The sequence below is a fragment of the Clostridium sp. AF34-10BH genome (genome assembly GCF_003478095.1).
Lineage (GTDB): Bacteria > Bacillota > Clostridia > Lachnospirales > Lachnospiraceae > Acetatifactor > Acetatifactor acetigignens.
In genome coordinates, this window is the sequence record NZ_QUEC01000027.1 from 1 (window position 1) to 25,352 (window position 25,352).

29 protein-coding genes are annotated in these 25,352 nt (G+C 41.3%); all 29 read right to left on the reverse strand.

What is annotated here, in order from left to right; translation table 11 throughout:
* On the reverse strand, window positions 1-1,623 hold a 1,623-nt coding region (locus DWZ61_RS15195), incomplete at its 3' end, for a recombinase family protein (protein WP_147354725.1).
* Window positions 1,624-1,859: 236 nt separating this feature from the next.
* Window positions 1,860-2,774: a LysM peptidoglycan-binding domain-containing protein gene (locus DWZ61_RS15200; RefSeq protein WP_118539479.1), complete on the reverse strand. Its 915-nt coding sequence runs from the start codon at window positions 2,772-2,774 to the stop codon at window positions 1,860-1,862.
* A 74-nt stretch (window positions 2,775-2,848) separates the two neighbouring features.
* A complete protein-coding gene (locus DWZ61_RS15205) occupies window positions 2,849-3,112 on the reverse strand; it encodes a phage holin family protein (RefSeq protein ID WP_118351700.1) in 264 nt (87 codons plus the stop codon).
* Between the two features lie 78 nt (window positions 3,113-3,190).
* Window positions 3,191-3,505 (reverse strand): hypothetical protein, encoded by a 315-nt coding sequence (locus DWZ61_RS15210; protein ID WP_015517589.1) that lies wholly within the window; start codon window positions 3,503-3,505, stop codon window positions 3,191-3,193.
* Between the two features lie 56 nt (window positions 3,506-3,561).
* Window positions 3,562-3,687: a CD1375 family protein gene (locus tag DWZ61_RS19955; protein WP_330361641.1), complete on the reverse strand. Its 126-nt coding sequence runs from the start codon at window positions 3,685-3,687 to the stop codon at window positions 3,562-3,564.
* 52 nt (window positions 3,688-3,739) lie between these two features.
* Window positions 3,740-3,850, reverse strand: coding sequence for a CD1375 family protein (locus DWZ61_RS20425; RefSeq protein WP_015517587.1), 111 nt, complete (start codon window positions 3,848-3,850; stop codon window positions 3,740-3,742).
* A 17-nt stretch (window positions 3,851-3,867) separates the two neighbouring features.
* Window positions 3,868-4,161 (reverse strand): hypothetical protein, encoded by a 294-nt coding sequence (locus DWZ61_RS15215; protein WP_118539481.1) that lies wholly within the window; start codon window positions 4,159-4,161, stop codon window positions 3,868-3,870.
* Window positions 4,109-5,359: an RNA-directed DNA polymerase gene (locus DWZ61_RS15220; RefSeq protein WP_118539583.1), complete on the reverse strand. Its 1,251-nt coding sequence runs from the start codon at window positions 5,357-5,359 to the stop codon at window positions 4,109-4,111. Before DWZ61_RS15220 ends, DWZ61_RS15215 begins: the two co-directional genes overlap by 53 nt.
* A gap of 500 nt (window positions 5,360-5,859) precedes the next feature.
* Complete coding sequence (locus DWZ61_RS15225) at window positions 5,860-7,665, reverse strand: phage tail protein (protein WP_118539483.1); 1,806 nt, start codon at window positions 7,663-7,665, stop codon at window positions 5,860-5,862.
* Between the two features lie 19 nt (window positions 7,666-7,684).
* A complete protein-coding gene (locus DWZ61_RS15230; protein ID WP_330413758.1) occupies window positions 7,685-8,557 on the reverse strand; it encodes a putative phage tail protein in 873 nt (290 codons plus the stop codon).
* Window positions 8,550-9,614, reverse strand: a complete 1,065-nt coding sequence (locus DWZ61_RS15235; protein WP_118351705.1) for a baseplate J/gp47 family protein — start codon at window positions 9,612-9,614, stop codon at window positions 8,550-8,552. Before DWZ61_RS15235 ends, DWZ61_RS15230 begins: the two co-directional genes overlap by 8 nt.
* Window positions 9,607-10,023 carry a DUF2634 domain-containing protein gene (locus DWZ61_RS15240; protein ID WP_012744431.1) on the reverse strand — a complete coding sequence of 139 codons (417 nt, stop codon included), beginning with the start codon at window positions 10,021-10,023 and terminating at the stop codon, window positions 9,607-9,609. Before DWZ61_RS15240 ends, DWZ61_RS15235 begins: the two co-directional genes overlap by 8 nt.
* The gene (locus DWZ61_RS15245) at window positions 10,024-10,440 is read right to left on the reverse strand and encodes a DUF2577 domain-containing protein (protein WP_118351706.1); all 417 of its coding nucleotides are present in this window, start codon (window positions 10,438-10,440) and stop codon (window positions 10,024-10,026) included. It abuts the gene before it with no gap.
* A gap of 1 nt (window position 10,441) precedes the next feature.
* Window positions 10,442-11,395, reverse strand: coding sequence for a hypothetical protein (locus tag DWZ61_RS15250; RefSeq protein ID WP_243002174.1), 954 nt, complete (start codon window positions 11,393-11,395; stop codon window positions 10,442-10,444).
* A gap of 12 nt (window positions 11,396-11,407) precedes the next feature.
* A complete protein-coding gene (locus DWZ61_RS15255) occupies window positions 11,408-12,031 on the reverse strand; it encodes a LysM peptidoglycan-binding domain-containing protein (RefSeq protein WP_118351707.1) in 624 nt (207 codons plus the stop codon).
* A gap of 18 nt (window positions 12,032-12,049) precedes the next feature.
* Complete coding sequence (locus tag DWZ61_RS15260; RefSeq protein ID WP_118539485.1) at window positions 12,050-15,220, reverse strand: hypothetical protein; 3,171 nt, start codon at window positions 15,218-15,220, stop codon at window positions 12,050-12,052.
* A gap of 214 nt (window positions 15,221-15,434) precedes the next feature.
* Window positions 15,435-15,914 carry a hypothetical protein gene (locus DWZ61_RS15270; RefSeq protein WP_015517579.1) on the reverse strand — a complete coding sequence of 160 codons (480 nt, stop codon included), beginning with the start codon at window positions 15,912-15,914 and terminating at the stop codon, window positions 15,435-15,437.
* Window positions 15,915-15,992: 78 nt separating this feature from the next.
* The gene (locus tag DWZ61_RS15275; RefSeq protein WP_012744438.1) at window positions 15,993-16,427 is read right to left on the reverse strand and encodes a phage tail tube protein; all 435 of its coding nucleotides are present in this window, start codon (window positions 16,425-16,427) and stop codon (window positions 15,993-15,995) included.
* A 14-nt stretch (window positions 16,428-16,441) separates the two neighbouring features.
* Window positions 16,442-17,545 carry a phage tail sheath subtilisin-like domain-containing protein gene (locus DWZ61_RS15280; RefSeq protein ID WP_118351710.1) on the reverse strand — a complete coding sequence of 368 codons (1,104 nt, stop codon included), beginning with the start codon at window positions 17,543-17,545 and terminating at the stop codon, window positions 16,442-16,444.
* Between the two features lie 13 nt (window positions 17,546-17,558).
* Window positions 17,559-18,035: a DUF6838 family protein gene (locus DWZ61_RS15285; protein WP_118047225.1), complete on the reverse strand. Its 477-nt coding sequence runs from the start codon at window positions 18,033-18,035 to the stop codon at window positions 17,559-17,561.
* Complete coding sequence (locus tag DWZ61_RS15290; RefSeq protein ID WP_118044076.1) at window positions 18,032-18,508, reverse strand: HK97 gp10 family phage protein; 477 nt, start codon at window positions 18,506-18,508, stop codon at window positions 18,032-18,034. The genes DWZ61_RS15285 and DWZ61_RS15290 overlap by 4 nt, the downstream gene beginning before the upstream one ends.
* Window positions 18,508-18,855 carry a hypothetical protein gene (locus tag DWZ61_RS15295; RefSeq protein WP_118539487.1) on the reverse strand — a complete coding sequence of 116 codons (348 nt, stop codon included), beginning with the start codon at window positions 18,853-18,855 and terminating at the stop codon, window positions 18,508-18,510. The genes DWZ61_RS15290 and DWZ61_RS15295 overlap by 1 nt, the downstream gene beginning before the upstream one ends.
* 3 nt (window positions 18,856-18,858) lie before the next feature.
* Entirely contained in the window at window positions 18,859-19,257 is a 399-nt protein-coding gene (locus DWZ61_RS15300; RefSeq protein ID WP_118539489.1) for a phage head-tail connector protein, read from the reverse strand.
* A gap of 13 nt (window positions 19,258-19,270) precedes the next feature.
* Complete coding sequence (locus DWZ61_RS15305; protein WP_118539491.1) at window positions 19,271-19,588, reverse strand: hypothetical protein; 318 nt, start codon at window positions 19,586-19,588, stop codon at window positions 19,271-19,273.
* Between the two features lie 24 nt (window positions 19,589-19,612).
* Complete coding sequence (locus DWZ61_RS15310) at window positions 19,613-20,527, reverse strand: DUF5309 domain-containing protein (RefSeq protein ID WP_118539493.1); 915 nt, start codon at window positions 20,525-20,527, stop codon at window positions 19,613-19,615.
* Window positions 20,528-20,573: 46 nt separating this feature from the next.
* The gene (locus tag DWZ61_RS15315) at window positions 20,574-21,248 is read right to left on the reverse strand and encodes a hypothetical protein (RefSeq protein WP_118539495.1); all 675 of its coding nucleotides are present in this window, start codon (window positions 21,246-21,248) and stop codon (window positions 20,574-20,576) included.
* Window positions 21,249-21,521: 273 nt separating this feature from the next.
* Window positions 21,522-21,728 (reverse strand): hypothetical protein, encoded by a 207-nt coding sequence (locus DWZ61_RS15320; RefSeq protein ID WP_118539497.1) that lies wholly within the window; start codon window positions 21,726-21,728, stop codon window positions 21,522-21,524.
* Window positions 21,728-23,707, reverse strand: a complete 1,980-nt coding sequence (locus tag DWZ61_RS15325; RefSeq protein ID WP_118539499.1) for a minor capsid protein — start codon at window positions 23,705-23,707, stop codon at window positions 21,728-21,730. The genes DWZ61_RS15320 and DWZ61_RS15325 overlap by 1 nt, the downstream gene beginning before the upstream one ends.
* Window positions 23,708-23,741: 34 nt before the next feature.
* A complete protein-coding gene (locus tag DWZ61_RS15330; RefSeq protein ID WP_118539501.1) occupies window positions 23,742-25,301 on the reverse strand; it encodes a phage portal protein in 1,560 nt (519 codons plus the stop codon).
* Window positions 25,302-25,352 lie beyond the last annotated feature (51 nt).

Genomic DNA, 25,352 nt, shown 5'->3' on the forward strand with positions numbered 1-25,352 from the left:
TTTCTCCCTAGATACATACTGAGTTTTCTCTACTACTATCCCCTCGCTCAATATCGGTACTATAACTATAACCTTATCTGGGAATATCTGTACCTGCTCTAAGTGCTCTAAGAGGTATTCTACTTTTAATTTCTCATTACCATCTACATATCTGGCTACCTCCTCATCTATGTTAGCCAGCACCTTATCTATCTCTGCAATATCTCCAGAGTTAGCCTTATTCTTTTCTGTTTCTGTCTTAAGCTGGATGATCCTCTCATCTAACTCCTCTGCTTTTTTCTGGTATTCCTGTTTATTTAGGATCCCATCTAAGTAGGCATCCAGTAGCTTACTTTTTCTGGAGAGCTCACGCTGTAGATCTGCCTCTGTATGCCCTCCATTTGCCTCTAGGAGCTGTTTTCTGAGTTTAGTAAGCCAATTTATCATATCCTGCTTTATTGTGTCTGTATTTGCCTGTAATCGTTCTGATACTACCCCCATTATCTCCATGAGGGAATTATAAGAGATATTTTCATTATCACAGCCTAAAGGATTTATCTCTCCAGCTTTTCCCATCGTGCTATCTCTTTTTCTGGTTCTCCTGCCTTTAGTCTGTTTTGTACTGCATACCCAGTACTCATCCTTAGATACTCTCTGTTTCCTCCAATAAGGAGCCCCACAGATACCACATACCAGCTTACCACTAAAAGAGTATCCGCTGGTTTTCTTGCCTCTCCTGTCGGATCCTGTGGCTATTACTCTCTCCTCATGGATCTTACAGATTAGATCCCACTCCTCCTGTGTGACTATTGGAGGGAGAGCGTTTTCTACATATACCCACTCCTCCTTAGGGAGTTTTATAGTTTGCTTACTCTCAAAATCGTGTCTTTCTTTGTTTATAATCATGGTACCTACATTTTTACAATCATATACAAATTTAGGTATATCCATAGGTTTCCACGGTTTCCCTACCGTGTTACGGTATCCAGCATCATTAAGCTCCTTAGCTATGAGGGTAGAGCCTTTTCTTGCCATAATTCCCTCACACATGAGCCTCCTTACCTTAGCCTGTTCTGGATTGATATAATATTTACCATCTTTTTTATCCCATCCATACACGTTACCGCTACCCTGTAAGGCTATCTCCTGCCCCTGTCTGGCTTTCTCTATTCTGTGATCGTGGTAGTTATGGAGTTTTTTACTAAGATTTCTACTAAACTCCTCCGCTATGATCGCTCGTACACCTGTGATAAGAGCATCATCTGGGGAGTAAAATTTCCCATCCATGTACATAAACAGGAGCTTTCCTGTCTGTACTACCCTGTTAATAAAGAGGTACCAATCCAGAGTATTTCTCTGGAGCCTCTCTTGATCCTTGATTACTACAATATCAAATAGATCCTCATACAGATCCTCATAGAGCCTCTGGTAATCATCTCTTCCCTTTACCATCGTACCGCTCTTACTGCGATCAATATACTCTCCTACCAGTTTCCAGCCATGATCCTTAATACATCCTCTATTCTCCTCAATCTGGAGTTCTATAGCGTTTAGCTGTTCCTCCTCCGCTGTAGATACTCTGGCATAAAATACCGCTCTCATACCAATAGTATCTCTTATATCCGTTATTTTCCTGTATGCCATCCTGTTTACCCTCCTGTAATAGTCCTGTGAGCTCCTGTGTGCCTCATACAGCCACTTTTATATATTAGGTGTAGACTTCTTTACCCTCGATAAAATAGAGGGCTTTATGAGGCTGTTTTCAGTTCCTATCTATTATACACCCCTTATATACTAGATACAACTAAAAAATGAGGGCTACCAGCATTTTACAGCCAGTAGCCCTCTATATGAAAAAATATTAAGGAGTGCCTAAAGGATTAAGGTAACTTGATTACCTGTCCGATGTTAATAAGGTTTTTATTTTTGATACCATTGAGCTTAACCAGAGTATCTACAGTAGTTCCGTACTTTTTAGCGATCTTGCTAAGAGTATCTCCCTTAACTACTGTGTAGGTCTTAGCGGATCCTCCGCCTGTCTTACCAGAAATATCTCCAGCATTTACCCAGCCATATACAGTAGAGCCCTTACCAGAGATAGCCTGTAAATGATACGGATGTACCGCACCCTCAGCCTTGTTAGTTACCTTAGCCTGTCCTGCTTTACAACCGTATGCAACGCCACTAGCTGTAGAGCTGGTATAGTGGAGGCATCCTGTAAAGTTTACAATATCTCCAATATTGTAAGAGCCTCCTCCGTTACCAGATGGCTTAGGAGCCTCCTCTTTAGTAGCCTTAGAGCTGTACTTAGGAGTAACAAAGCCTCTGATATACTTACCGTTTACAGCAAGCTCTCTATAGCCTACAGCGTTACTCTTGTTACCCTCGATAACCTTAATAACGCCTCCAGATACAGATACTACAATACCGATATGATCCGCACTACCTGTATTATCTCCTACTCCGTTATCATCCCAATCATAGAGGATCATATCTCCAGCGGATGGAGTGTAAGCATCATTCTCTACCCAGATACCCATATTCTTAGCAAGCTGGATAAACTGATTACAGCTACACTCTCTAGGGATAATATCTGTAAGTCCTGCCTTAATACCTACAGCGGATGCAAAAGTAGCACACCACGCATCTGTATATTTTACAGCATAACTTCTAGGGAGTGGCTTACAAGCGTTATAAGTATCAATAATCTTTTTATGGGATCCGTCACTCTCTTTACAGCCTAACCAACCCCTAGCGATCTCAACAACCTTTGATCTGATTTCTTTCTCTGTCATAATAATACCTCCGATCTAAACACTTAAAAAGGAGAGCCCTGTAAAGGCTCTCCCTGTCTGTCTGATAAATATATTTACTGTGGAGCTGTATAGCTCTTTGCTCTGGCACTATCGCCTAATCCCTTTGTAGTCGGATCGTTCAGAGTGTTCCAAACCGATACCGCCACTAAAGAGAGTACATAAGGATTAGAGATAGCTCCTACAATGAGCTCCCCTACCTTACTCCATGTGGTAAGATCCTGTGCTGTAAGTCCTGCATACGCAAGCACAGGAGTTAAAATACTAAGTACAATCTGTACCCAGAATACAGGATTTTTTACTCTAACTTTTAAATTCATACTGTACCTCCTTGTGAGTTTGTTAATAGTTACTACGATACCTCAAAATGAGGTAAAGAGATAAATTGGATCCCCTCCTTACTTTAATCCTACAGAAACCGCTAAGTATCCTAAGATAAGTGTTACAAGCCCTGTTACAATAAGCCACTTGAATTTATCCCACTTATCCCCATCCTTACCCTCCAGCTTGTTAAGCCTCTCAACGGTTTCATTCAGATCCCCACGCATATACTTAACCTCAGTAGCCAGCTCCTTTATAGCTCCAATCATCTCACTATTGCTTTTGAGTATCTCATCATGCTCATTAAGTCGATTAGTGTTACTCTTTGCTCGCTGTTCTACCTCAGTAAGTCTATGCTCGATGTTAATATCTGCATCTGTAGCCATATCCATAAGATCCTCCTTTCCGCCATAATAAAAGGGAGAGCATTTAGCTCTCCCCCTGTGGCTTACTCTGCCAGCTCTGGTAAATCAAGATCAATGAGGATCTGCTTAACCTGCTCTCTGATTACTGGCGGTACATCATTGATCGTCTTTTTGCCCTTTACAATAAGGGTAGCGTAAATTACTGCCATAGCTTTTACCTCCTTTCTGAGTATTGTTTTTAAGATAATATTGAGTAACATACTACTCATTATCTCCGTCTAAGATTTTTTGTACGGCTTTTCTGAGATCCTTTGGTATATTATCAATAGTCCTTAACCCTTTGCGGATCAAAGTAGCGTAAACCTGTGCCATAATCTTTCTCCTCCCTCTTAGTTAGCTGATAACCCTAACATCTGCTCATACACATCTGCTAAGGCTAACTGTAAATCTGTAGCCTGCTCCTCTAAGGAGCTGTTTTTCTCTGCCATGAGCTGGATGTACTCATCTTTCTCATAGATCTCCTGTGTTTCAATTTCAAATCCATCAAACCCAGAGCTAAGATCTCCCTCCTTAGCCTCCTCATGGATCTCTTTGATACCTGTATTTACATATACATGGTAATCATCAATCTCAAGAGGCTTTACGCTCTCCGCTGTAGTTCTTACGTTTGCAAATTTCTGCATTACCTTTTACCTCCTTTAAGTAATAATTGTGCATATACTCTACATTAGGCTCTACATATTTCTGGTATAGCCTAAAGCTATCACAATGCTGTAGCCAGCCCACATAGCTATTAAATGAGCACCACTCACTATAAGTAGGGCTCACATTGTTTTCTCTTTTACTGGAGATGCTAAGCATCCTACGCTTAAATGTTTTGCAAGTCGATTTTCTGAGTAAGGTATACTCTCCGAAAAATCTATAGCCTACAAAATCTACACCTCTTACCTTAGTAGGAAATACCTGCCAGTTATGCTTAAGCACCTGCTTAAGATTTACCGCCATAAACTCATCTAACTCTCTTTTGAGTTTGTGTAATTCCTCTTTACTGCTACCGAAAATAACCATATCATCCATGTATCTAAAGTAGTACTTAACGCCCTTAACCTCTTTGAGCCAGTGATCTACTACAGATAGATTAAAATTACCGTCATACTGGCTAACATAGTTTCCAATAGGAATACCTACGCCATCCACAAATTCTCTACCGTTATCGTCTATGATAATATTTACCGCCACACCTAGCCTCTGGAGGATCTCTATATTTTCCTCTGTGGCTGGACAAGTACTAATACTATCTATGATCTCATCCATTAACCAGATAAGCTCCTCATCCTTAAAGAGCTCTCTATACTTAGCCTTTAATACATCGTGTACAATGCTGGGATAATATTTTCTTACATCCAGCTTTAAACAATACTTTGTAGCCTCTGGATCCGATACTAAAATACTGGGTATCCACTTCTCCGCCACTACTTTTCCATCTTTCTTAATCTTTTTCTTATACCATCGTAATTGATTGATAATAGGCTGGATCCCTCTGTTAGGGATTGCACTATAGGTATCTTTTGTCATGGAATTAAGTAAGTAGGGCTCTATAACCTGTAAGATAGCCCATTGACATATACGGTCTGGATAGTACGGTAACTTATAAATCTCCCTCTCCTTACTTCCCTCTTTTCTTACAAAAGTTTCATAGTCGGAGGTATGATACCTGTGTTCTATTAGATTTTCCTGTAGCCTCCTTAGGTAATGATCCAGATCTTTCTCTATACGCTTTACCTCTGCATACCACCCTTTACCTCTCTTTGCGTTCTTGTGGGCTTTTCTAAGATTATCCATATCGCATATCTTAGAAAATAAATCTCCAGTATCTTTCATGTGTTTTGGCACCCACCTTATCATAATTTTGTATGTGCATAAGAGGGAGCTAACTACCTGTTGTAGTACCCCTGTGCTATCGTTCACATAACAATCAGTTCTTAGCTTGCTAGGCTAACATGGTTTACGGATCTCTCCGCACATAAGCACCCTCTTAGCTATTTTTTACCGCTCCTCATAGAGGAGTTTTATGTTCTGGCAAGAGCCACGGTAGCTGTTACTCACTTAATGTAAAATAAGTGTCACAGTGAACACATATTTCTCTGATTTTCTTTTATTTTTATATGCACATATAGTAAGTGACTGCTGATATTACGATTGCGATTACCAGAGGTATTATTACCATTCAGATTGAAACTGCAATTAGAGCCATTATTCCATTTACTGCCTAATTTAGTAATTAAGAAACCTTATCAGCTACCGACAAAAAGGGTAATAAAAAAGAGCTTTCCAGCCCCTCCTATTACCCTTTTTGATTTTATTTATTTTTCCTCAAAGATTTAAGCAACCTTTGTTTGAGGCACATACAGCAAGCGACCGCCGAAAGTACGATCGCGAGCACCAGAGGCATAATTACCACTCAGATCGAAACCGCAAGTAGAGCCACCATTCCACCCACCGCCCAATATAGCAATAAAGAAACCGTTGTAGGTGTAATTCTGCCATACATAGTTACCTGTGAATACATCCGATCCACTAGCCTCTGTAGGGATAAGTAACTCTGGATGCTCTGGATCAATACCAAAGGCACTTTGATAGCCGTTACTATGGCTCCAGTGATAGCCTAAGCTCTTGTATCCTGTGGTAGTATCGTCTGCTACTGTAGCTCCGATCTCATGCACAAATACCTCATTCTGTCCTTTAGCTAAGATATTTACCTTATCCAGCCAAGTCCAAATATTGCCCCAGAGGTTTTCCTCTCCTCTGTAAGATACTGAGCACTTACCATCTACGCCACCGTTAGGATCAATACCAGATCCATTACCTAATCCAGAGGTAGCACCTGTTACTACAGCCATATTAGTTTTACCATCATCGGTAAAATCACAAACGCCTCTACCTACTTTACGCTGAGCATCTAAACTAGCATACTCAATCATAAGGAGCCACTCTGTAACCGCCATAGCAAAAATACTATGACTTTCCCAGCCTGCACCTCTGTTAGCACAGAGCTTTCTTACGTTTGCTCTAGTGAGGTTCTGTGTAAGTCCACTGGCTGGCTTAGCACCTGCGATAGATGAGAGCATATCTGTAGCAAAATCCGCTACCTGCTCATCCGCTGTAAGATACTTTTTAGCATCTGTATCATAAATACAGCCCTCAAACGCTGAGAGATAGATCTTATCCTGTACAATACCGTGATTATCGTAAAAGGCTCTAGGAGCTGTAAATCCTGCCTTAGGTGTAGGGCTGATATAAAATCTACCCTTAGTGTACTGCTTACCCTTACCGCTGGTAGCGTTCTTAGAGCTTACAGGTACAGCCTTAACATAAAATACAGGCTGTTCTACCATTACCTGTACCTTAGTACCGCTAGCATAGGTTTTTTCTGCTCCGTCTACTGTCTTTTTAAGCTCTACAGTAGTAGCTCCTGCCTCTGTGTATCCTGTTTCTCCTCTGTATGCAAGTACTGTACCATCATCAGCTAATATACATCTCTTTCTACCGCCCCACGGATTGAGCTTATCAAAATCAGCTCCAGCGGTAAGATTTTCTGCTCCTGCAATTCTGGTAAACCGCCTATTAGGAAAATCAATCTCCACACCGTATACATCGGAGCTCTCATAGCCTACAAAGCTCTTAACATCGTCAATCTGCTCCTGTAAATTAACGATCTGGGCTACTGTGGCTCCAGCGGTAGGATCTACGTTTACCTTTACGCTAGAGGCATTAGATACCGCTGTTACAAGATCCACCATAAGGGAGCTTACACCGATACCATTAAATGGAGGCATATAATCCGCTGTAGCGGTACTCTCATCTGCTACTGAGATACTGTAGAGGATCTCTCCAGCCTGTGGATCATTTGCATAAAGTCCTAAGTTTCTTACATAATAACCCTGCCCTAAGGTCTGATTAGAGAAACTAGCGGATACTGTAACATTAGATCCATTCTTTCTCACTACAGAGGCTACCTTTTCCTCCTGTTTGATAGTACCGATACCTGTCATACTTGCCAGATCCCCAGATAACTTAGTATCGGATACCTTGATCTTAGTAAACTCCAGCTTAGTAGTACCTGCTACCACTTTTGCTAAGAGTTCCTGTCCTTTTTTTGTGATTACTGCACTCTTAAAAGCACCCATTTTATCACACTCCTTTTCTTTAATTTATTGTAATAACTGTAGCTGTGTTTACAGGGCTTGCTACAGTAGTATTACCGCTGTTAGTTGCTTTGCTGTTAATATCGTGAGTAATGATTTTTGTAAACGCCATTCCAACGCCTACTCCCTCATAATGAGGGCTTTCTACCTCATCCTTTACAGCTATATCCATTGTGATAGCTCCAGAGGAGCCTCCTGTAGATAACGCCTGTGCTACATTGAGATCTGAGCTCTGATTTACAGTACTCTTTATATCGTGAGTGATAATGTGAGTACCAGCTTTGCCTAAGCCTACACCGTAGTACATAGGGCTCTCTGTAGCCACCTTAGGGTTAATATCGTTTGTGATCTGATACCTCATAGCTACACAAGATACTACTGCCACACTAAAAGGAGTTGTATTTCCCTCCTCCAGAGTGTTTTTAAGATCCAGCACCAGATTACATGGGATCATATCCTGCAAAATAGAGGAGATCGTATCAAACGCCCCCTCTATCCCTAAATGAGTTATAATCTCTAAAAAATAATTTTTATAATCTGGATTAACACTAAAGTTATCATCTCCACAGATACTAATAAGCCTGTTATAAAGCTCTTTCTCCGTATAAGGTACTTTATCATTCCACTTAACCAGCACATTAAAACGCCTTGTTTCTAGGCTGGCTCCTGCCTCTGGGTAAATACCCATCATATCCTCAAAACGCTTAATACCGTACTCATCCGCTGTTTCAATAAACATATTGTTAAGAGTACGCTCAATCTGTTCTAGGATATACTTAAGCTCTGGCGTTTCCGCCTTTGCTATCTCCTTAAACTCTTTAAGCTGTCGGAGTACAGGCATCCAATAGCCTAATAAATCAATCTCTCTAGCCAATATAAACACCTCCTAACAGAGGTATCTCCTCCTGTGCTAAGGCTAAGTTACTGGCTACATCGTTTAGCTGTGTATCTGCCACATCTAAGATCCCATCCAGATTAAGGAGCCTGTTTTCTATCTGAGAGATACGCACTACTAAGTTACCTTTCTCCCAGTTCTTACGCATTTCTAAAAAATACGCCTCCAAAGTTTCCTCCGCCTTAGGTTTTACCTGTAACCACTGGTAGCCATCATTTAGAGTTATTCTGGATTTTATGCTTACTGTCTTACCCACAGCGGATACTACTGTTACGGTATGCCCTATAGGAGCTATGCCACTACCTGTACCCTGTGGATCTGGATCTATAGCCTCCTGCACCGCTTTTACCAGTGTGCTAGATGCTACTCCAAAATCACTATTGATAATGATTAACTTAACAGTGCCTCCCCCATTCCACACAGGGATAACCACTGTACCACCTACACCATCCAGAGCATCGGTTTTTTCTACATAATCCTGCTTATTACCGCCAAAAGGGTTACTATCAAAGGAGTTAAGGTATCGTGTCCTTAGAGCCTCTGTATCCTCCTCATCCTCCGCTGGGATAAGGAGCTCTGTAAGCTCTCCAGTAAGATCCTTATCAATGTACTCAATGGAGCTAAGATCTCCAAAAAACTTATTACCATTAGTACCCTCTGTTTCACACTCCATCTGGTAATAAAAATAGCCATCAGCACTCTCCATAAATGCTGTGGCTACATAGTTAAGCTCATTCAGATTAAATCTGGATCCTATAGGGATCTCCATATTAAATTTACCCTTTAGAGTAGCCTTAGTAGCCTCATAAGGGATAATACCTCTCTCCTTACAGCGGAGGATTAGAAACTCTCTTACTGCGGTATCTGCATACCCATTATTTACGATATTACCTAGCTGGATATATACATCTGCGTGCTCTGCGGATACAGGGGCTATAGCGTTCATAATAACGGAGCCCTCACGCTTATCTACATCACTTGCCACCCTTGCTAGGGATCTATCTAATATATTTTCGTATGTCTGATCCTCATACATCCATTTCCACCTCCTTACTACCTACATCTGTTACCAGAGTAAATTTTATATGGAGTACATCTTTAATCTGAGATACCTCCAGATCTTGTACTCCTGTTATATGCTCATTCTCAAATAAGCACTCCTCCATATACCGCCTTACCTCACTGTTAAGGTATTCCTCACTGTAGCTATATCCGATAAGATCATAAACCTCATCCCCATAACCCCAGCTATAAATAATCCAGCGGTATCTCTTAGCCTTAAGAGCTAAGTAAGCCCACACACAAAGAGCATCTACACCAGTTACTATCCTCCCTGTGAGGGTGCCTTTTTCAAAGTCGATCTCATACTCACGGATAGAGGAGGCTGTTACCTCTTGATCCGCTAGAGTGAGATCCTCTGTTGTTGCAAAAGGAAATAAACTCATTTACGCCTCCACCACCCTTGCTATGATTACATACTTGTTATTATCATTAAGTTTCTGTACCAGCACCATATCCCCAGCCTTAAGCCCATCGGTATAGGTTATCTGGCTCTGTTTCCATACCCTAGTATCTGGATCTGGGTTATCCTTACTAGCAAAACCGTTACTCTGTGTAGTATCCACAGATACTCCAGCTACATAAGGTACTTTAATTTGTCTGGTATACCCTGCTACTAAGTAATCTGCTATATACAGATCCTCAGCATTGAGTACCAGATCATCTATCTTTACGCTGTTAGAGCTTTGCATTACTCCTATCTGGGCTAAGGTGGGATTATCTTTAGCTCCCTGTGATCTCATCATCTCTAGTACTTCTGCATATTGATGATCGTTTTTCATGTTATCCCCAGTACCAGCCATGCTATCCCTCCTTAGTATCCATCATTTGTTTTAGAGTTACTGTTAAGCTCATAGTAGCTACTCCATTCTGCCATGTGTGAGTATCTGCATCTATCCACACTACACCGCTGAGCCCTGTAGAGCTATCTCTTACTACCGCCCCTGCTCCTGTTACTGCCTCATTGAGGTTTACACATTCCAGAGTAAAGGTTTTCTCAACCGTCTTAAACATACTCTTAGCTGTGGTAGTAGCATCCTTGCCCTCCTCTTTAGTGTAGGTCTGTTGGAATATACCATACTTTTTCACATCTGCATCATTTTGTACTACTCCCTGTGGCTTGCCCTCTCCGTCATATATACGAACCTTATTAACCATGTTAGTAATGCTTTCTTTATAGTTGGAGCTGGTAATATTGCTATCCTCCGTGATCTCAATACTGCATACCACCTTACCCATTTCCTCTACATTGAGGTAGCCTTTTTTAGCTACCACTCTGTAGCTTACTCCGTTCTGTTGGTACGCCTGTGTATAGGCTCTCATAATAATCTCATAGATAGATACATTCTGTACTATGAGTTTCTGTGTTAGCCCTGTCTGAGCTAAGGAGCCTACAGGGATCTCCATATCATCACATACCATCTGAGTTATCGCCTCCGCTGTTTTAGAGCTAAAATTATAAGTGGCGTTACTCTTGATGGTATAGAAAAGAAGATCATAACAGGTATAAGTAACCGTACCTGTGGTACTGCTTGCCTCCCTCTCTACTACAAAGCCTCTAAAGAGCTCTGTTTTTCCATCATCCTCAAATAGATAAACAGGATCCGCTAAGTTGATGGTAAGAGGAGTAATATTTTTATCTAGGGGAGCGTTGACTATATGGAGCTCCAGCTTTCTAGCTACCTCCGATCTGCTACCTCCCCAGCTCATAGAGGATACATACTCTGTAATGTCTGTATCCTTATGTACTACTATCACTCTTACCACCTCCTAAGGGATCGTTAATACTTGATTAGGATAGATAAGATTAGGATTTTTTATCTTATCCCTGTTAGCATTGTAGATCTTAGTGTACTGAGCTCCGTTACCGTAAAACTGTTTAGCTATCTTCCAGAGGCAATCCCCACTTTTTACCGTGTATGTTCTGGCTGTACTAGCCTGTGGCTTTGTAGCCCTTACTGTAGGCTTTACAGTAGCTATAGTAACGGTAGCTTTTTTTGTCTTTATCTTTTTGTACTCCTTTAGATTACAGGTATAATAAATATCTCCTGTAGCATCCTGCTCTCCCCACACAAAGCTCTCTACTGTAGCCTCCATGTTAAGAGTGCCTGTAATGATAACCCTAATAGGAGTACCAGACTTTCTCCAGCTCTCGATCTTCTCTACATAAGTTAGAGGCTGTTTACGCCCTGCATTATTACTAAAGTTATAATCTTTTGCTGGAAAAAAAGACTTAAGAGAAATTTCTCTTAAGCCTGTGTTACCGATAAGGTTTACATCTCCCACCTGTATTACATTTACAACCGTATTTTTATGGGATACGGTTACTGTGTAATCGGAGGGCTTAACTGGGAGTTGAAACTTATCGTTATTCTGTTGTAACCAAAATTCCATTAAGTATCCTCCTCCCTATTAAGTCATATTAGGTAACAACTTTTTGAATTTTGCTACCATATCAGATACCACCTTATCGGTATCTGCCTCTTTCTCAATGATTACCGTATCCGCTAACTTTTCAATGGTTACGGATCCGATACCACCGCTCTTAGGCGTATCTCCATCCTGTGGATTTCCTTTACCTCCTGTACCGCCTTTATCATCCTGTGGATCTGGATCTCTATCTATAGGCTTAACATCACTGAGCTGTACGCCCCTTGTGCTCATCGCCCTATCATATTGATCCGCTTGATTTCTTGTTAAGACTTTCTCTCCTTGATGGAGGATAGCTGGGTAGTTATCGTATGGTACTCGGTCTTTACCATAGGCAAAACCTAAAGCACTCTTAACCTTGCCTCCGATACCTCCTACAAAGTCTTTAGCCTTTGAGATTGCACCACCGATCTTATCTACAAAACCGCTGATAGCATCTATTGCTCCGCTTATCACACTCGTTACGGTTCCGATCGCTGTTGATACCGCATCAGAGATACCACCGAAAATAGTGGATACCGCATCGAATAAGCCTTGAAATACGCTCTTAATGGTTTCTACGATAGTTGTAATCGTGGAGCTCGCACTGTCGAAAAATCCACAGATGCTCTCCCAGATCTGCTGTATATATGGGGCTAAAAAGTTGAACACAGTTTCAATACCAGTAAGGAGCCCATCGACCACTGTTAAAATCAAATCGACCACAGCCGAAATTACAGGGGCTAGAGCCTGCCAGACTGTAGAAACCACTGTAACCACCGTTGATACAATAGTCTGGAATAATCCCATGTGATTTCCGATCACAGTAAGTACCTGCTGGATCACACCGCCTACAAAAGTGAAAATAGAGCTCAGTGTAGGCATGATCGCTACAATCGCATTTACCACCACAGTTATTACCTGCTGGATAATCGGCATCGCTGTTACAATGATGTTAGTGATAGTCTGAATTACTGGGATAAGATACGGTATGATCTGAGCTACACCGCTCATAATCGTACTAATTACCTGCCCTACTACAGGGGCTATCTGCTGTACCGCTGAGATAATCGGAGGGATGATAGGTAAGATCGTATTGATCGCCTGTACAATTCCATCCTTAAGCCCAGAGAACATACTAGCAATACCGCCACCGTCTACCTTTACACTAAAAAGCTGATCGAAAATAGCTTGTAGTGCTCCAGTATCAATACCGATATTACTCAGCCCTGTAAAGATTGCATCCTTGATAGATGTAAGGAGTGGTAAAATATTCTCCTTAATCTGAGGAGCTACCTTTTCTACCGCTGTTCCTATTGCTGTAGGCAAGTTGCTAAAAATTGTCTGGAGCATCGGTATAAAGTTACCAAAGAAAAAGGTACTTGCACTCTCTACCAGCTCTCCCATACTTCTAGCTACTGCCTCTCCATCCCCTACAGATAAGTTACCTAAGAGGTTAGTAACAGAGGCTTTCATCATCGCAAAAGATCCGCTAAAGGTCTGCTCTGCCTCTCTTGCTGTGGTTCCTGTGATATTTAATTTATCCTGTATTACTCCGATAGCTGTATATACATCCGCTAAGTTGTTTAGATCGTACTTAGTACCAGTGATAGCCTGTGCATCCTTAAGGAGCCTCTCCATCTCCTCCTTAGTACCACCATAACCCAGCTTAAGGTTATCTAGCATCGTGTAATTTTGCTTTGCAAAGCCTTGATAAGCGTTCTGGATGGATCCCATATCAGTACCCATCTTGTTAGCGTTATCCGCCATATCTACCATAGCTTTGTTAGCAATCTCAGCGGATTTATTTGTATCTCCTGCACACGCACTCAAAAGAGAGGCACTAAATGAGGTAACATTTTCCATATACTCATTAGCGGATAAGCCTGTAGTTTTATACGCTTGATTAGCGTACTGTAACATCTTATCTACCGCTGAGGTATCTGTGCTACCATCGCTATTAGTCTTTGTGTACAGTGTTTCCACACCGCCTATACTTTGCTGTAGTTTAGCTCCCTCTCCTAAGGATTTACCCATAAGAGCTGTAGCTCCTGCTCCTGCAATTCCTACAGCGATTGTTACGCCTTTTGCAAGGCTCTTAAGTGTACTACCGATCTTACCCAGTACAGCACTAGCTCCATCCTTTACCGCTACCATAGCCTTTACAGACATATTACCGATGGATTTTAAGCTACTGCCTATACCGTGGAGGATCTTACTAGCACCGTCTTTTACTGCTATCAAAGGCTTAGCTACTACCTTACCTACAGTTTTCAGTACACCGCCAACCTTACCTAGAGGAGCACTTGCTTTATCCCTCAAAGTAACAAAGGGCTTAGCTACTGTTTTCCCTACGGATTTTAGGGAGTTTCTAACCTTTGTAATCCCTCTAGTGGCTCCATCCCTAACAGAGATAAAAGGCTTAGCCACTAGCTTTCCTACTGTTCGTACACCTACCCTTATTTTATTTAATCCAGATGTAGCTCTATCATGGATCCCTACCGCTACTGAGGTTACTTTATCTCGTAGCCCCCCTAAGGTATTTTTAATCTTAGCTAAGCCCTGTGAGGCTAGATCTCGGATCTTTACAATAGGAGTAAAAGTAGTGGCTATTTCTTTAAGCCTCTGCTTAATTTTTCCCACTGTACTAACCGTGAGATCCTTTAGCTTAATCACTGGAGAGAATACCTTTTTAGTAAGATCCTTGATCCTCTGGGTTATTCTCTCTACCTTTTCTGTAGCTTGATCGTCTACCTCCGCTCTGGTTAATGCTCTCACATTCCCCAGCCTATGCACTCTACTCTCTACCTCGCTGATAGTAGGAGAGGCATTATCCTCTACCTCCACCTCTGGAGTAGCTGTGGTAGTATTGACGGTATCTAAGGTATCCTGTATAGCACCAATAACCCCAGAGGCGTTATCCTGTAAGGATACCTCTGGGGATACTGTTGTATTGCCTACATTCTCTACAGTTTGTCTAACGCTCTCTACTACTCCAGAGGCGTTATCCGTAGCATTGATAGTAGCATTAACCCTTGTACGCCCCATCTGTTGCATACTCGCATTAGTTTTATCTACCTGCTCCGAAAATTCACGCTGTAAACCTAGATTTTTTTTAAGGGTAGCATACATATTATCTTTTAAATAAAGTTTTGCACCAAACTCTACCGCCATATATGCCACCTCCTCTATGTGAGTAGATTGATATTGTACATAACACTATTACTCTTATTTGCCCTCTCTAGCTCTTTGTTATTATCATCTATCTCCTGCTCATAAAAAGCCTGTAATACTAAGAGCTCTCCTCTAGGCAATTTATAAAATACAGATGGGAGTACTCTACCGTGTTTCCAGTAGTAATACATCATCTGGGTAAGCCCATCTGTACTTATGAGTTTTTTACTTCTTTAACCGCATTATCTCCGAAACCTGCCAGCTCAGAGATCTCTCCGTAAATCTTAGCGATCTCTCCAGAAAGTAAGATCGCTCTTACCAGATCCTTAGGAGTAGATACCTTAAACTTACTCATAAGCTCCTTGTTTTTAAACATCGGAGCACCTGTAGCATCTACTACACCCTCGATTACTGTAAAGAGCTGGAGCTGGGTAATATCAATATCTGCATCCTTGCCCTTTACATCAATGCTCATATCCTGTATCTCCTCAAACTTAGCTGGAGTAATCGCCTTAATAGTGAGGATAAACGGAGCACCGTATACCTGTGATAATCTGGTAATCTCTACCTCCTTAGTAGGGAGCTTAATCTCTCCTACATCGGAGCCTAAGAGGAGATCTAAGATATTAACCGCCTCTTTCTTTTCTGTTTCCTCTGCCTGTACTGCCTCTGCATTTACATTCTTTGTAGCCATGTTATAGCCCTCCTTAATTTTTCATATAATAAAAATAAGGGGAGGTTTTACCCTCCCCAAACTGCACTCTTATAACTCTTACTGAGGAGTAATCTGATCTAAGTACTCGTACCCTGTAAAGGTAAACGGAGCTTCTGTTTCAAGAGGTTTCTGAGCCTCCCAATCAAAGAGAGTAAGATCATCCATCTGTACTCCTGTGATAGATACACGCTCTGCACCGTAAGCATCTGGATCCGCTAACTTACTGATAAGCGTAAAGCGTACATCCTGCTTATTTCTAACCATGTTAGCTACCTTAATAGCCATTCTGGAATTTACCTTGTGCATAGTGAGAGATCCTGTACCCTTACATCCGACAACCTTGTTATCAGTGAAGAAAGTACCGCACTGTTTAATCTCCTCTTTTGTAAACTCTACCTTTGCCTGTGCCTTATAGCACTCTCCTACATAGTCTCCATCTAACCAGAGCTCTCCAAAGGTACCGTTACAAATTCGCTTTGTTTCTACTGCCATCTGTAATTACCTCCTTAATCCTTATTGATGAAAATATCTACATCCTCGATAGCATCTAAGATAGAGATAGTACCCTTAAGGAATACATGAGAGCCTGTATTAGCCTCCTTAATAGCCTGCTCATCCATCTCAGAGGTATCTACTCCGATACTCTCTAAGTACTGTTTCTGCTTAGCTACATTGATCTCCATAGTAGAGCTATCAGCCTTAAGCCAGCCCTTACCGCCCTCTGTAGCCTCCAGCCCTCTAAGGTAGCCCTTGATAGCTGTAATCAGTAAGCACTTATTATCATAAGAGTTACTGTAGTTACCGATGTAGCTCTTGTTAATAGTGCTGTAAATATCTCCCTCAATCTGATCCTGTATAGCGTTGATCTTGATTTTCTGGAGATCCGCTGTTTCTACCTCCGTAACTGTAGTGAGTGAGTTTACACCTCTTGCAATTACAACACGCTCTCCATCGTTATAGAGAGTGAGCTTACCAGCATCAATAGCGGTATCTACTTCCTCATCGCTATCTACCAGAGGGATAGCTGTTACCTCAGTAAGAGGCTTATAGGTAGCGGATACTCTAAGATCTAAGCCAGCTAACAAGCCAGCAATTCTACTACAGTACTCCGCCTCTGTGTACTGCTTTTCTCCTACCTCGATCTTATCTGTAGCGGAGCTGTTTACTACCTCAAAGTTAATAACGCCCCTACTATCTCCAGCGGTCTTAGGGAGTACTGCTACAGGTCTGCGTACAGAGTTCTTTCTGATACCCTTAACCCATGTAGCCAGCTTAGTAGCCTCCTCTGTGGTAAGATCTGGAGCTCCTACAATGTAATTTACTTTCTGTGTAGCAAAATACTTTGTAGCCTCATCGTAACTCTCTGCTGTTGTATCCATCGTGTAGATAATTACCTTAGATGGAGAGCCGATAAACGCTCTCTCAATATAAGTGGTATTCTCTGCACTAAAAGCACTATCTCCAGTAGGGATCTCATCCACACTACGGAGCACCATAGCCCCCTTGTTTTTGGCATCCTTAAGCATAATACCTACAATGCCTGTAGATCCGTTCTGGATGGCTGTTACTGCCTTTTTGGAAAACTCAATAATAATATCTGGTAATCCCATTCTGTTTAACCTCCTATCCGTTTGTTACTGTCTTTGTTTCAATATCCACATCTCCAATAAGCTCATAGTTATCCTCTACAGGTACATCCTCTGTAAAGTTGAGAGTGATCTTTACATATAAAGCTCCCTCACTAACCCTCACATCATCGGAGTAGTTTTCTATCTTTGCATATCTAGGCTTTTCCTTTACTCCAGCTAAAGGGATCACAGGTACAACCCTCTTAAGGAGGAAAAGCCTTTTAAGCTCCTCCTTTACCTCATAGAGTTTTTCCGCTACCACTTGATTAGCCTCGTTTCTTTTCGCAAAGTAAACAATCTGGAATATCGGATCATCCTCATACACATTGATATTTTTTAGCTCGCTACTGCCTGTAGCCAGCGTTACATAAAAGCTGTTACGCTCAAAGTTATTAGGAACCTCCTCTATATGTACTGGCACCCCAGAATAAGCGGAGGCTATAACCCTGCATACGCTATTAAGCAATCTCATAAGCTACCTCCCTCTATCTCTCTGCCTATTTGCTGTAAAAAGCTCTCTACCAGCCTGTTAAGTCTGGGCTTAGCATCCTGCATACCTTTTTCCATAAAAAAAGAGCCATTTACATAGCTCTCTTTTAACATGATCCCTTTTTGGTTCCTGTTCTTAAGGTATTTAGCTTTTCCGCCTACACTCAGCTTATCCGCTGGTAAAAATCTCTTATGCTGTACATGACCATCATTTACATACAGAGCATACTCTACATTAGTTCCCACCTCTACAAAATCGTGAGGTATCCCCTCTCCGAAAATGGTAATACTATCTACTAACCGTGAGGTATCTACTGGCACATGAGGTATAACCTCGCCATGATAGATATTAGCCATCCTCTGGAGGAGGATCTTTTTCTTATCCGCCCATTTATCCACAAACTTACTAAAGTTCTCTACAAAATCATCCCAGCCCTCGATAGTAAAGCCCTCCACTATACATCCTCCTCACTGAGGAGCGATACAATGAGCTGAGTACGCTTTTTGTAAGGCTTATCTGCAATAGCCTTAAACTCCGTACTCATAATAGGCTTATCGTACTCATCCAGCTCATAGATATATAAAATATCTCCCCTTTTGATAGGAGCCTCTGGATCTGTGTAGAGTGTAAGATCTGTGGTATTCTTTTTCTGTGGCTGGAGCTGTGCTGTGGTAGTACTACTCTCTGCGGTATGGCACTCATAAGTACCAACCTCTACAAGAGTTTTATTAGGGCGATTAAACTCTCCTAAAGTTGAGGAGTATCTTTTTACTACCACTTGCTTATCATAGAGAAATTGCATACCTTAGCCCTCCTTATATCCGCCTACTGGATCATCCAGCGTATAGGATCTAGGGAATAACTGGCGGTATGGGTACAGCTTTTTTTCTACTGATACAGGTAATGGATCATCAAAGGTTACACTCTCATCCGCTAAGGTATAAGAGCTCTCCCCCTCAGCCCCCAGCTTTCTAAATCGCTGGATAGCTAAATCCTCCTGCACATTCTTAAGCTGTTTAGGGAATACATCCGTATATCCTGTAATAATGCCCTCACTGTTAGTAAGAGGCTCTATAAAGGTATCTCTACAAAATGCCTCTATATCCTCTCTTGCTTTCTCTAAGAGCACACTCAATAGCCCCAGCTTTTTTGTGTTATCCTCCGATATTCCACAGAGGATCCTACAACGCTCTAAGCTATCCATAGGAGATCCCTCCTTATTCCTCTACAAGCTCTACGCCCTCTAATCCAGCCAGATACTTAGCTACTGCTAAACTGTCTGTACTAGCCTTACCATCACTGAAATACACGCCTACAGCGGATACAGTTAAGTAAGGATTTTCAGAGGTAAAGTGATACACCTTTTTAGGCTTATCCTCTTTCTTTTCCTCCTGCTCTGGAGTTACCTCTGGGGATACAGCACCCTCTGTAGGAGCCTCTGTACCCTTTTCCTGCTCCTGTTTTTCATCGGCTGGAGCATTTACCGCCTCTTTCTTTTCCTCCTGCTCTGGAGTACTCTGTGCTTTTCTAGGCATATCCTTTTACCTCCTTACCAAAAATTAAAGACTTGCCTCTGTGATAGAGATCTTAGATCCTGCATGGCTGTTAAGGAGCTTGATTGTACTCTCATTAAGTACATGACCTTTGAAATAATCTCCAGCCTTAGGGAGATCCTCATAGAAAGTACCTCTAAGCTCTGCGATCTGTACCTCTCCTAAGTCTACTGTAAGGATAGTCTTAGTATCAGCGTAACGATCCAGTACTAAAGAGATTTCTCCAAAGTCTGTTACGATCTTCTGTACTCCGATACCAAGTACGTTCTGCATAGATCCGTTATCTCCTAAGAAACGTACATTGTTACCTGCCTTAGCAAGATTGTTAATCATACGCTTAACATTTGCATTTACAAAAGAGAAATACTCTCCCTGTGCTCCATGCTCCCACATCTTCTGGAGGGCATCTAAGAAGTGCTCCTCTGTAAGGGATCCCTTAGTTTCTACCACGTTTCCAGATGCTACCAGATTAACAAGTCCGTTCATCTGTCTAGGAGTAGATCCGCTCTCCAGAGCCTTAGTACCGTTAAGGAAATACCACTCCATATCTCTCTTAGTTTCTACTAAGCGATCCTGTACCTCAGAGTTAAATACATCGTTGATACCCTTAGGATTGAGGGATCTAGCTGTACCGGATACCTGTGTTACCTTTTCGATAATCTGACACACGTTAGAGAGAGTTTTTCTGCTAGATGTAATAACATCTCCTGCCTCAGCACCCTCTAACTTAAGAGTACCTCTATCAGAGTTAAGCTCCTTTTCTCTCCATGTTACTGTAATATCGTTTGCTGGTACTACCTGCCCTCTACCCATGAGCAAAGTAGTAAGCGGAGTATCTGTAGGAGATACCAGCTTAATCTCCTCTGTGAGGTCTACAACCTCATTCTCCAAAAAATCAGCTCTTTTAACCATTCCTGCCATTGTTATTTACCTCCTGTTTGAGTTATTTTTGTTTTGAGGAGCTGGCTTACTCCTCATTTTCCTTGTTTCTGTATGCCCCTAACTTCTCGTTAAGCATACCCTTTACATTTCCAGCCTTTTTGTACGCATCATACTTAGTTTCATCTTTCTTGTTATTAGATGAGGATCCTGTAGCTGGAGTGGATCCTTTGAGAAACTCAGCTTTAGCCTTTGCAACTTCCTTAGCTACCTCAGCATCAAAGAGCTTTTTCATACCCTTTACTCTCTCAGTGAGCTTAGCTTTACGCTCATCCTCATCTGTGATAGTTGCTAAGTCCTCTACAGCGATAAGATTTCTAAAGCCAGCATCCAGCCCCATCTCCTGTACTGCATCTACTACATCCAGCTTTAAGCCCTTGATAGTAAGATCCAGATCTCTCTTAGCCTGTGCCTGTAAGCGTTCCTGCTCCTCCGCCTGTCTACGCTCATCCTCTGTCATTTTTTCCTTAGCCTGCTTATCCGCCCACTCTTTTTCCTTTTTCTTGATGGCATCCGTTACTCTCTTATCTGCCATCTTTTCATACTCTTTCTGGAGTTCTGCTCTGATCTCCTCCTCTGTCTTTACCTTAGTAGTAGTATCTGCACCTGCTCCAGTAATGTTAGCGTTAGCTGTGGTATTAGTCTGGGTACCGTTACCCTGCTCCTGTGTCTGTGTAGCTGTGTTTGTGTTTACATCTGCCATAGTTGTTATCCTCCTTAAAATGAGTTATATAGTGCGGATCCCTCGTAAGTTATCTGCAAAATATCCCTACTGTTTCTACATATAACAAGCCCACAAAAACATAAGAATAGTGTACTGATTTCAACGAAATACGAACTTTTTTACATAAAAACACGAACAAAAATACATAGTACTTACATATATCTTTCAACATTTCTACAATCAGTAAAAATTTATTTTTAAACAAAAAAAATAGGCTAACAAGTTTTTACACCTGTTAGCCTCTCCTGTGAGTTAATCCCACATATCATCCTCTGGTAGATCCTCCAGCACTTTATAAAAGTTAGGGATCTCTTCTATCGTCTTACCCTCTTTAATCTGAGTAAGTACCTCTATCTTTTCATCTAAGAGCTCATCACTATCTAGATTAAAATATTTCATCTCTGGAATACTGATAGCATAAGATAAAAGATCCATGATCTGTATTTTCTTCTCCTCCATTACTTAGGCACCTCCTTTAACATAGCCTCCACACATCCTCTCAATGCTGTTACAATCTCTGGATAATCCTCAGCTAAAATATCTATAAGCTCTGGATGTCCTACGCAAAGAGAGGCATAGTTAGCTAAACTCTCTGAGCAATTAGGATTAGTCCTACGCCTATCTGTATAATAAGCGGATCCATGACCGTATGTAACCTGTCCAGTATCCCTAAAAGTTCCCTTACTTACTGCATCGTAAATATCCTGCAATCCAGATACTCCGCCTCCAAAGAGAGCTCTACGCTTATTATCCGCCTCCTCATTAACCTCTTTTTGCAATTTCTTAAAAAGGCTGTTGTACTTTTTCCAATCAATCACTCCAGATCTATACTGCTCCTTAAGTTTCTCATGCTGTATATCAAAGGCTTCTTGTTTCTCTTTATATATTATATCACACTCTTTAGCAAAATCCTCAAAGAGCTTTTTAGCCTTATCTCCGATAACTGGAGTAGCCTTATCAAACGCCTCTACAAGAGGTTTATAAGACTGTGAAAACATTTTACTAGGTAGCTTATCCTTATTATCCTTAACAGTTATCAGCATATCTAAAAAGTGCATCTCCTCATGTAGGTTAGTATCATAGGTGCCGATATAATTAGGGTTTATTTTAGGGATACCTACATCAAAAACATATTCAAAATTTCTATTCCATGATCTCTTAACCCTGTGCTCTCCATGTGTTACCTTTAATACTACCTCATCGGATAGCCCATCACACAATTTATCCATCTTAGTATATAATGCTACCACATTAGGATCTACGGATGTTTTAGAGTTCATATAATCTAATAGAGCTTGTGTATTTTTAGCCTCTGGCTTAGTTGCGTAAAAAACTTGTGGGTAATCTGTGAGCTTAATCTGCTCTTGTACAGGAGTAGGATTTTCTTTAAGCTCTTTCTCTACTGTCTTTGTATTAACCTTTTCTACAGGTTTTACCTCCTCCTGCTTTTTAGCCTCTGCCTCTCTCCACTTCTCATAGTTCTCAGCACCTCTAACGGATCCTGTAAGCTCATTAAGCTCATTATCCTCAAAGGTATCACTTACTACAGGAATATATACACATCTACAGTTAGGATGTCGTGGGAGAGTAGGCTCCTCCCCTCTCTTAAATACTTTACCATTATCAGCCCTGCAATACTGGCAAGTTCTACTATCTCCACCATTAGCACAGCGGTATTTAAGCTCCTCTACTCCAGTATCTTTATATACATCATCGTGAGCACAGTAAGTAACTCTCTTTGTTTCTGTCCTTGCTACCCTCTCAGCGTTATATCTAGCTGTATCTATGCCCTTATTGATCCTATCCGTGATCTGAGGTATTCCCTCTCCTAAGATCATGCTCTGAGTAAGTCCTGCACGGAGATTTCTACCCAGCCTCTCCTTATCCTGCCAGAGCCTATCTGAGAACATAGCACCGCTCCACGGATAATCTAAGGTTTTCTGTATCAGATCTGGATTAAGCCTGTTAAAATTAGCCTTTACCGTTATGCTCTGCCCCAGATCGTACACCTGTCTTAAAAACTGATCCGTATAGATATTACTAAGCCCCTGCCTAAAGGTAATCTGCTCTTTCTGTCCTAAGGCTTTTATCTGCTCTCCGATCTGCTCAAATAATCCTCTACTCCGTGTGAGTGCTGATTGATTAGCATAGCTCCAATCTCCTCCAGCCTTTTTAACCTTTGCTATGGTTTCTGTTACACTGGCAAGGATCTCTTTCTGACAACTAGCATAAATAGAGGCTAAGACTTTCTCCATCTTAGCCTCATTCTCAAACGCTTTGAGATTATTTTTAAGTACTGCCTCCTCACGCTCCTTAATGAGCTTAGCTCTCCTCACACTGTCCTCATGGAGGATCTTTTTCTGCTCTGGAGTAAGCTCTGAGTATGGGATACCGTACATTTTCGCCACTTCTTTGTTTATATAGCCTACATTAGCCACTCTTTACACCTCCTTACAGCCTTATATAGCCCTTTTACTGTTCTGGCTGAGGAATTGTAGCCCCCTGTGCATTTAAAGCCTCCTGTGGGCTATTCTGTGCGTTAAGGTTAGGGAATAAATTATTGCTATCCTCTGTAACATTCTGCATAGAGTAAGGATCTGTACTCTGTCTATCTCTTTCCTTGTCTGCCTCTAGCTTTTCCAGCACTTCCTTAGGGTTATCAATGAATGGGAGTAAGCTGAGGAGTGTTTCCTTATCCACTTTTCCATCCAGCTTAGTTACTGTATCTACAATTTCTGTAAGATTGTTAGGTACATTTCTACTAAACTCCACTTTGAGGTTAAGTACATCCACCTCACGCCCTGTATTTACATGGATAGGCACACTAAGCACTCTTACCAGCTCCTTTATAGCCTTTTCCATCTTTCTCTCTTTGATAATACACTTAGTTTCCAGCCCAAAGAGCTTAAATCTGATAGCTACACCGCTAAGATTTCCTGCAAAGTTCTCATCTGAGAGATCTGGTACAGCGGAAAACTTGTGGATATTCTTCTCCAGCCTGTTAAGATGGTTCTCTAGTGCCTCCGTCTGGATCTCCTTAGTGATAAATTTAACATCTCCATTCTCCATTACCTCAATAATGCCCTCATCTTTGAGTTTTTGGATATTATCCCCACTCGCTGTCATATTTTTAAGCATTAAATAGGCGTTTCTAAATGCCTCAAACTCATTAGACACATCGGAGAGCACCTTATCATAATCATTTACCAGAGTTTCTATCTTTTCAAGATCGCTCATCTGCTCCTCATTGTTATAAACAGTGATAATAGGGATCCTACCGTAGATATGAGGCTTTTCCTCCACAAACTCATAGCTTGCAAACTGTCTAGCCTTACCCTTGCCTGTAGTAGCACATGAGCCATCATCTACACTCTTAAAGATTTCCACCTTAGTAGGGCTATACACCTCCGCATAGTGGGTAGTTTTCTTAGTATCCTCTGTATCAATATCATACAAACGGATCTTATAGGCTGGCTCCTTTGTGGAGCTATTCTTATACACCACAATAAGATCCTCTGGAGATACTCTCATCATCTTAGTATGGCTCTCCTCATCTTGATATACTAAGATATGGGATAAGCCCTTAATCATAGCCTCCTTACCCCACTCTATAAAAAGATCGTCTTTATCGTTATCGCTACAGATCTTATCTAACTCATCCTGTACCGCTGTATCCTCCAGCTCTGTAAGGTCTACTCCTACATCCGCTGGATCTGCCTCTACAGGTGCCTTATCCTTTTTAGGCTCTGTATAGTTAAGTACAATAGGATTACCAAGAAAGTAGCCTACTGTGTTATCAATCGTCTGTCCGAAAAAGTCATTTACCAGCTTGTTATTAGGCTTGTTTTTATCTTTTCTCGGTCTGTTCTGGATCTTATGCTTACCCTCATACAACTTTTGAAACTTTATATATCTGGGAGCGATTTTATTTACATGAGTATCTACCAGATCATTAAGAAATTTTGTACTAAATCTGCCTCCCTCAACTTCTACATTAAACTCTCTATCTATCGGTCTGCTAAGCTCTGCCATATTGCTTATATCCTCCTTTTCTGCATAAAAATAAGCCCTCACTTATTAGGG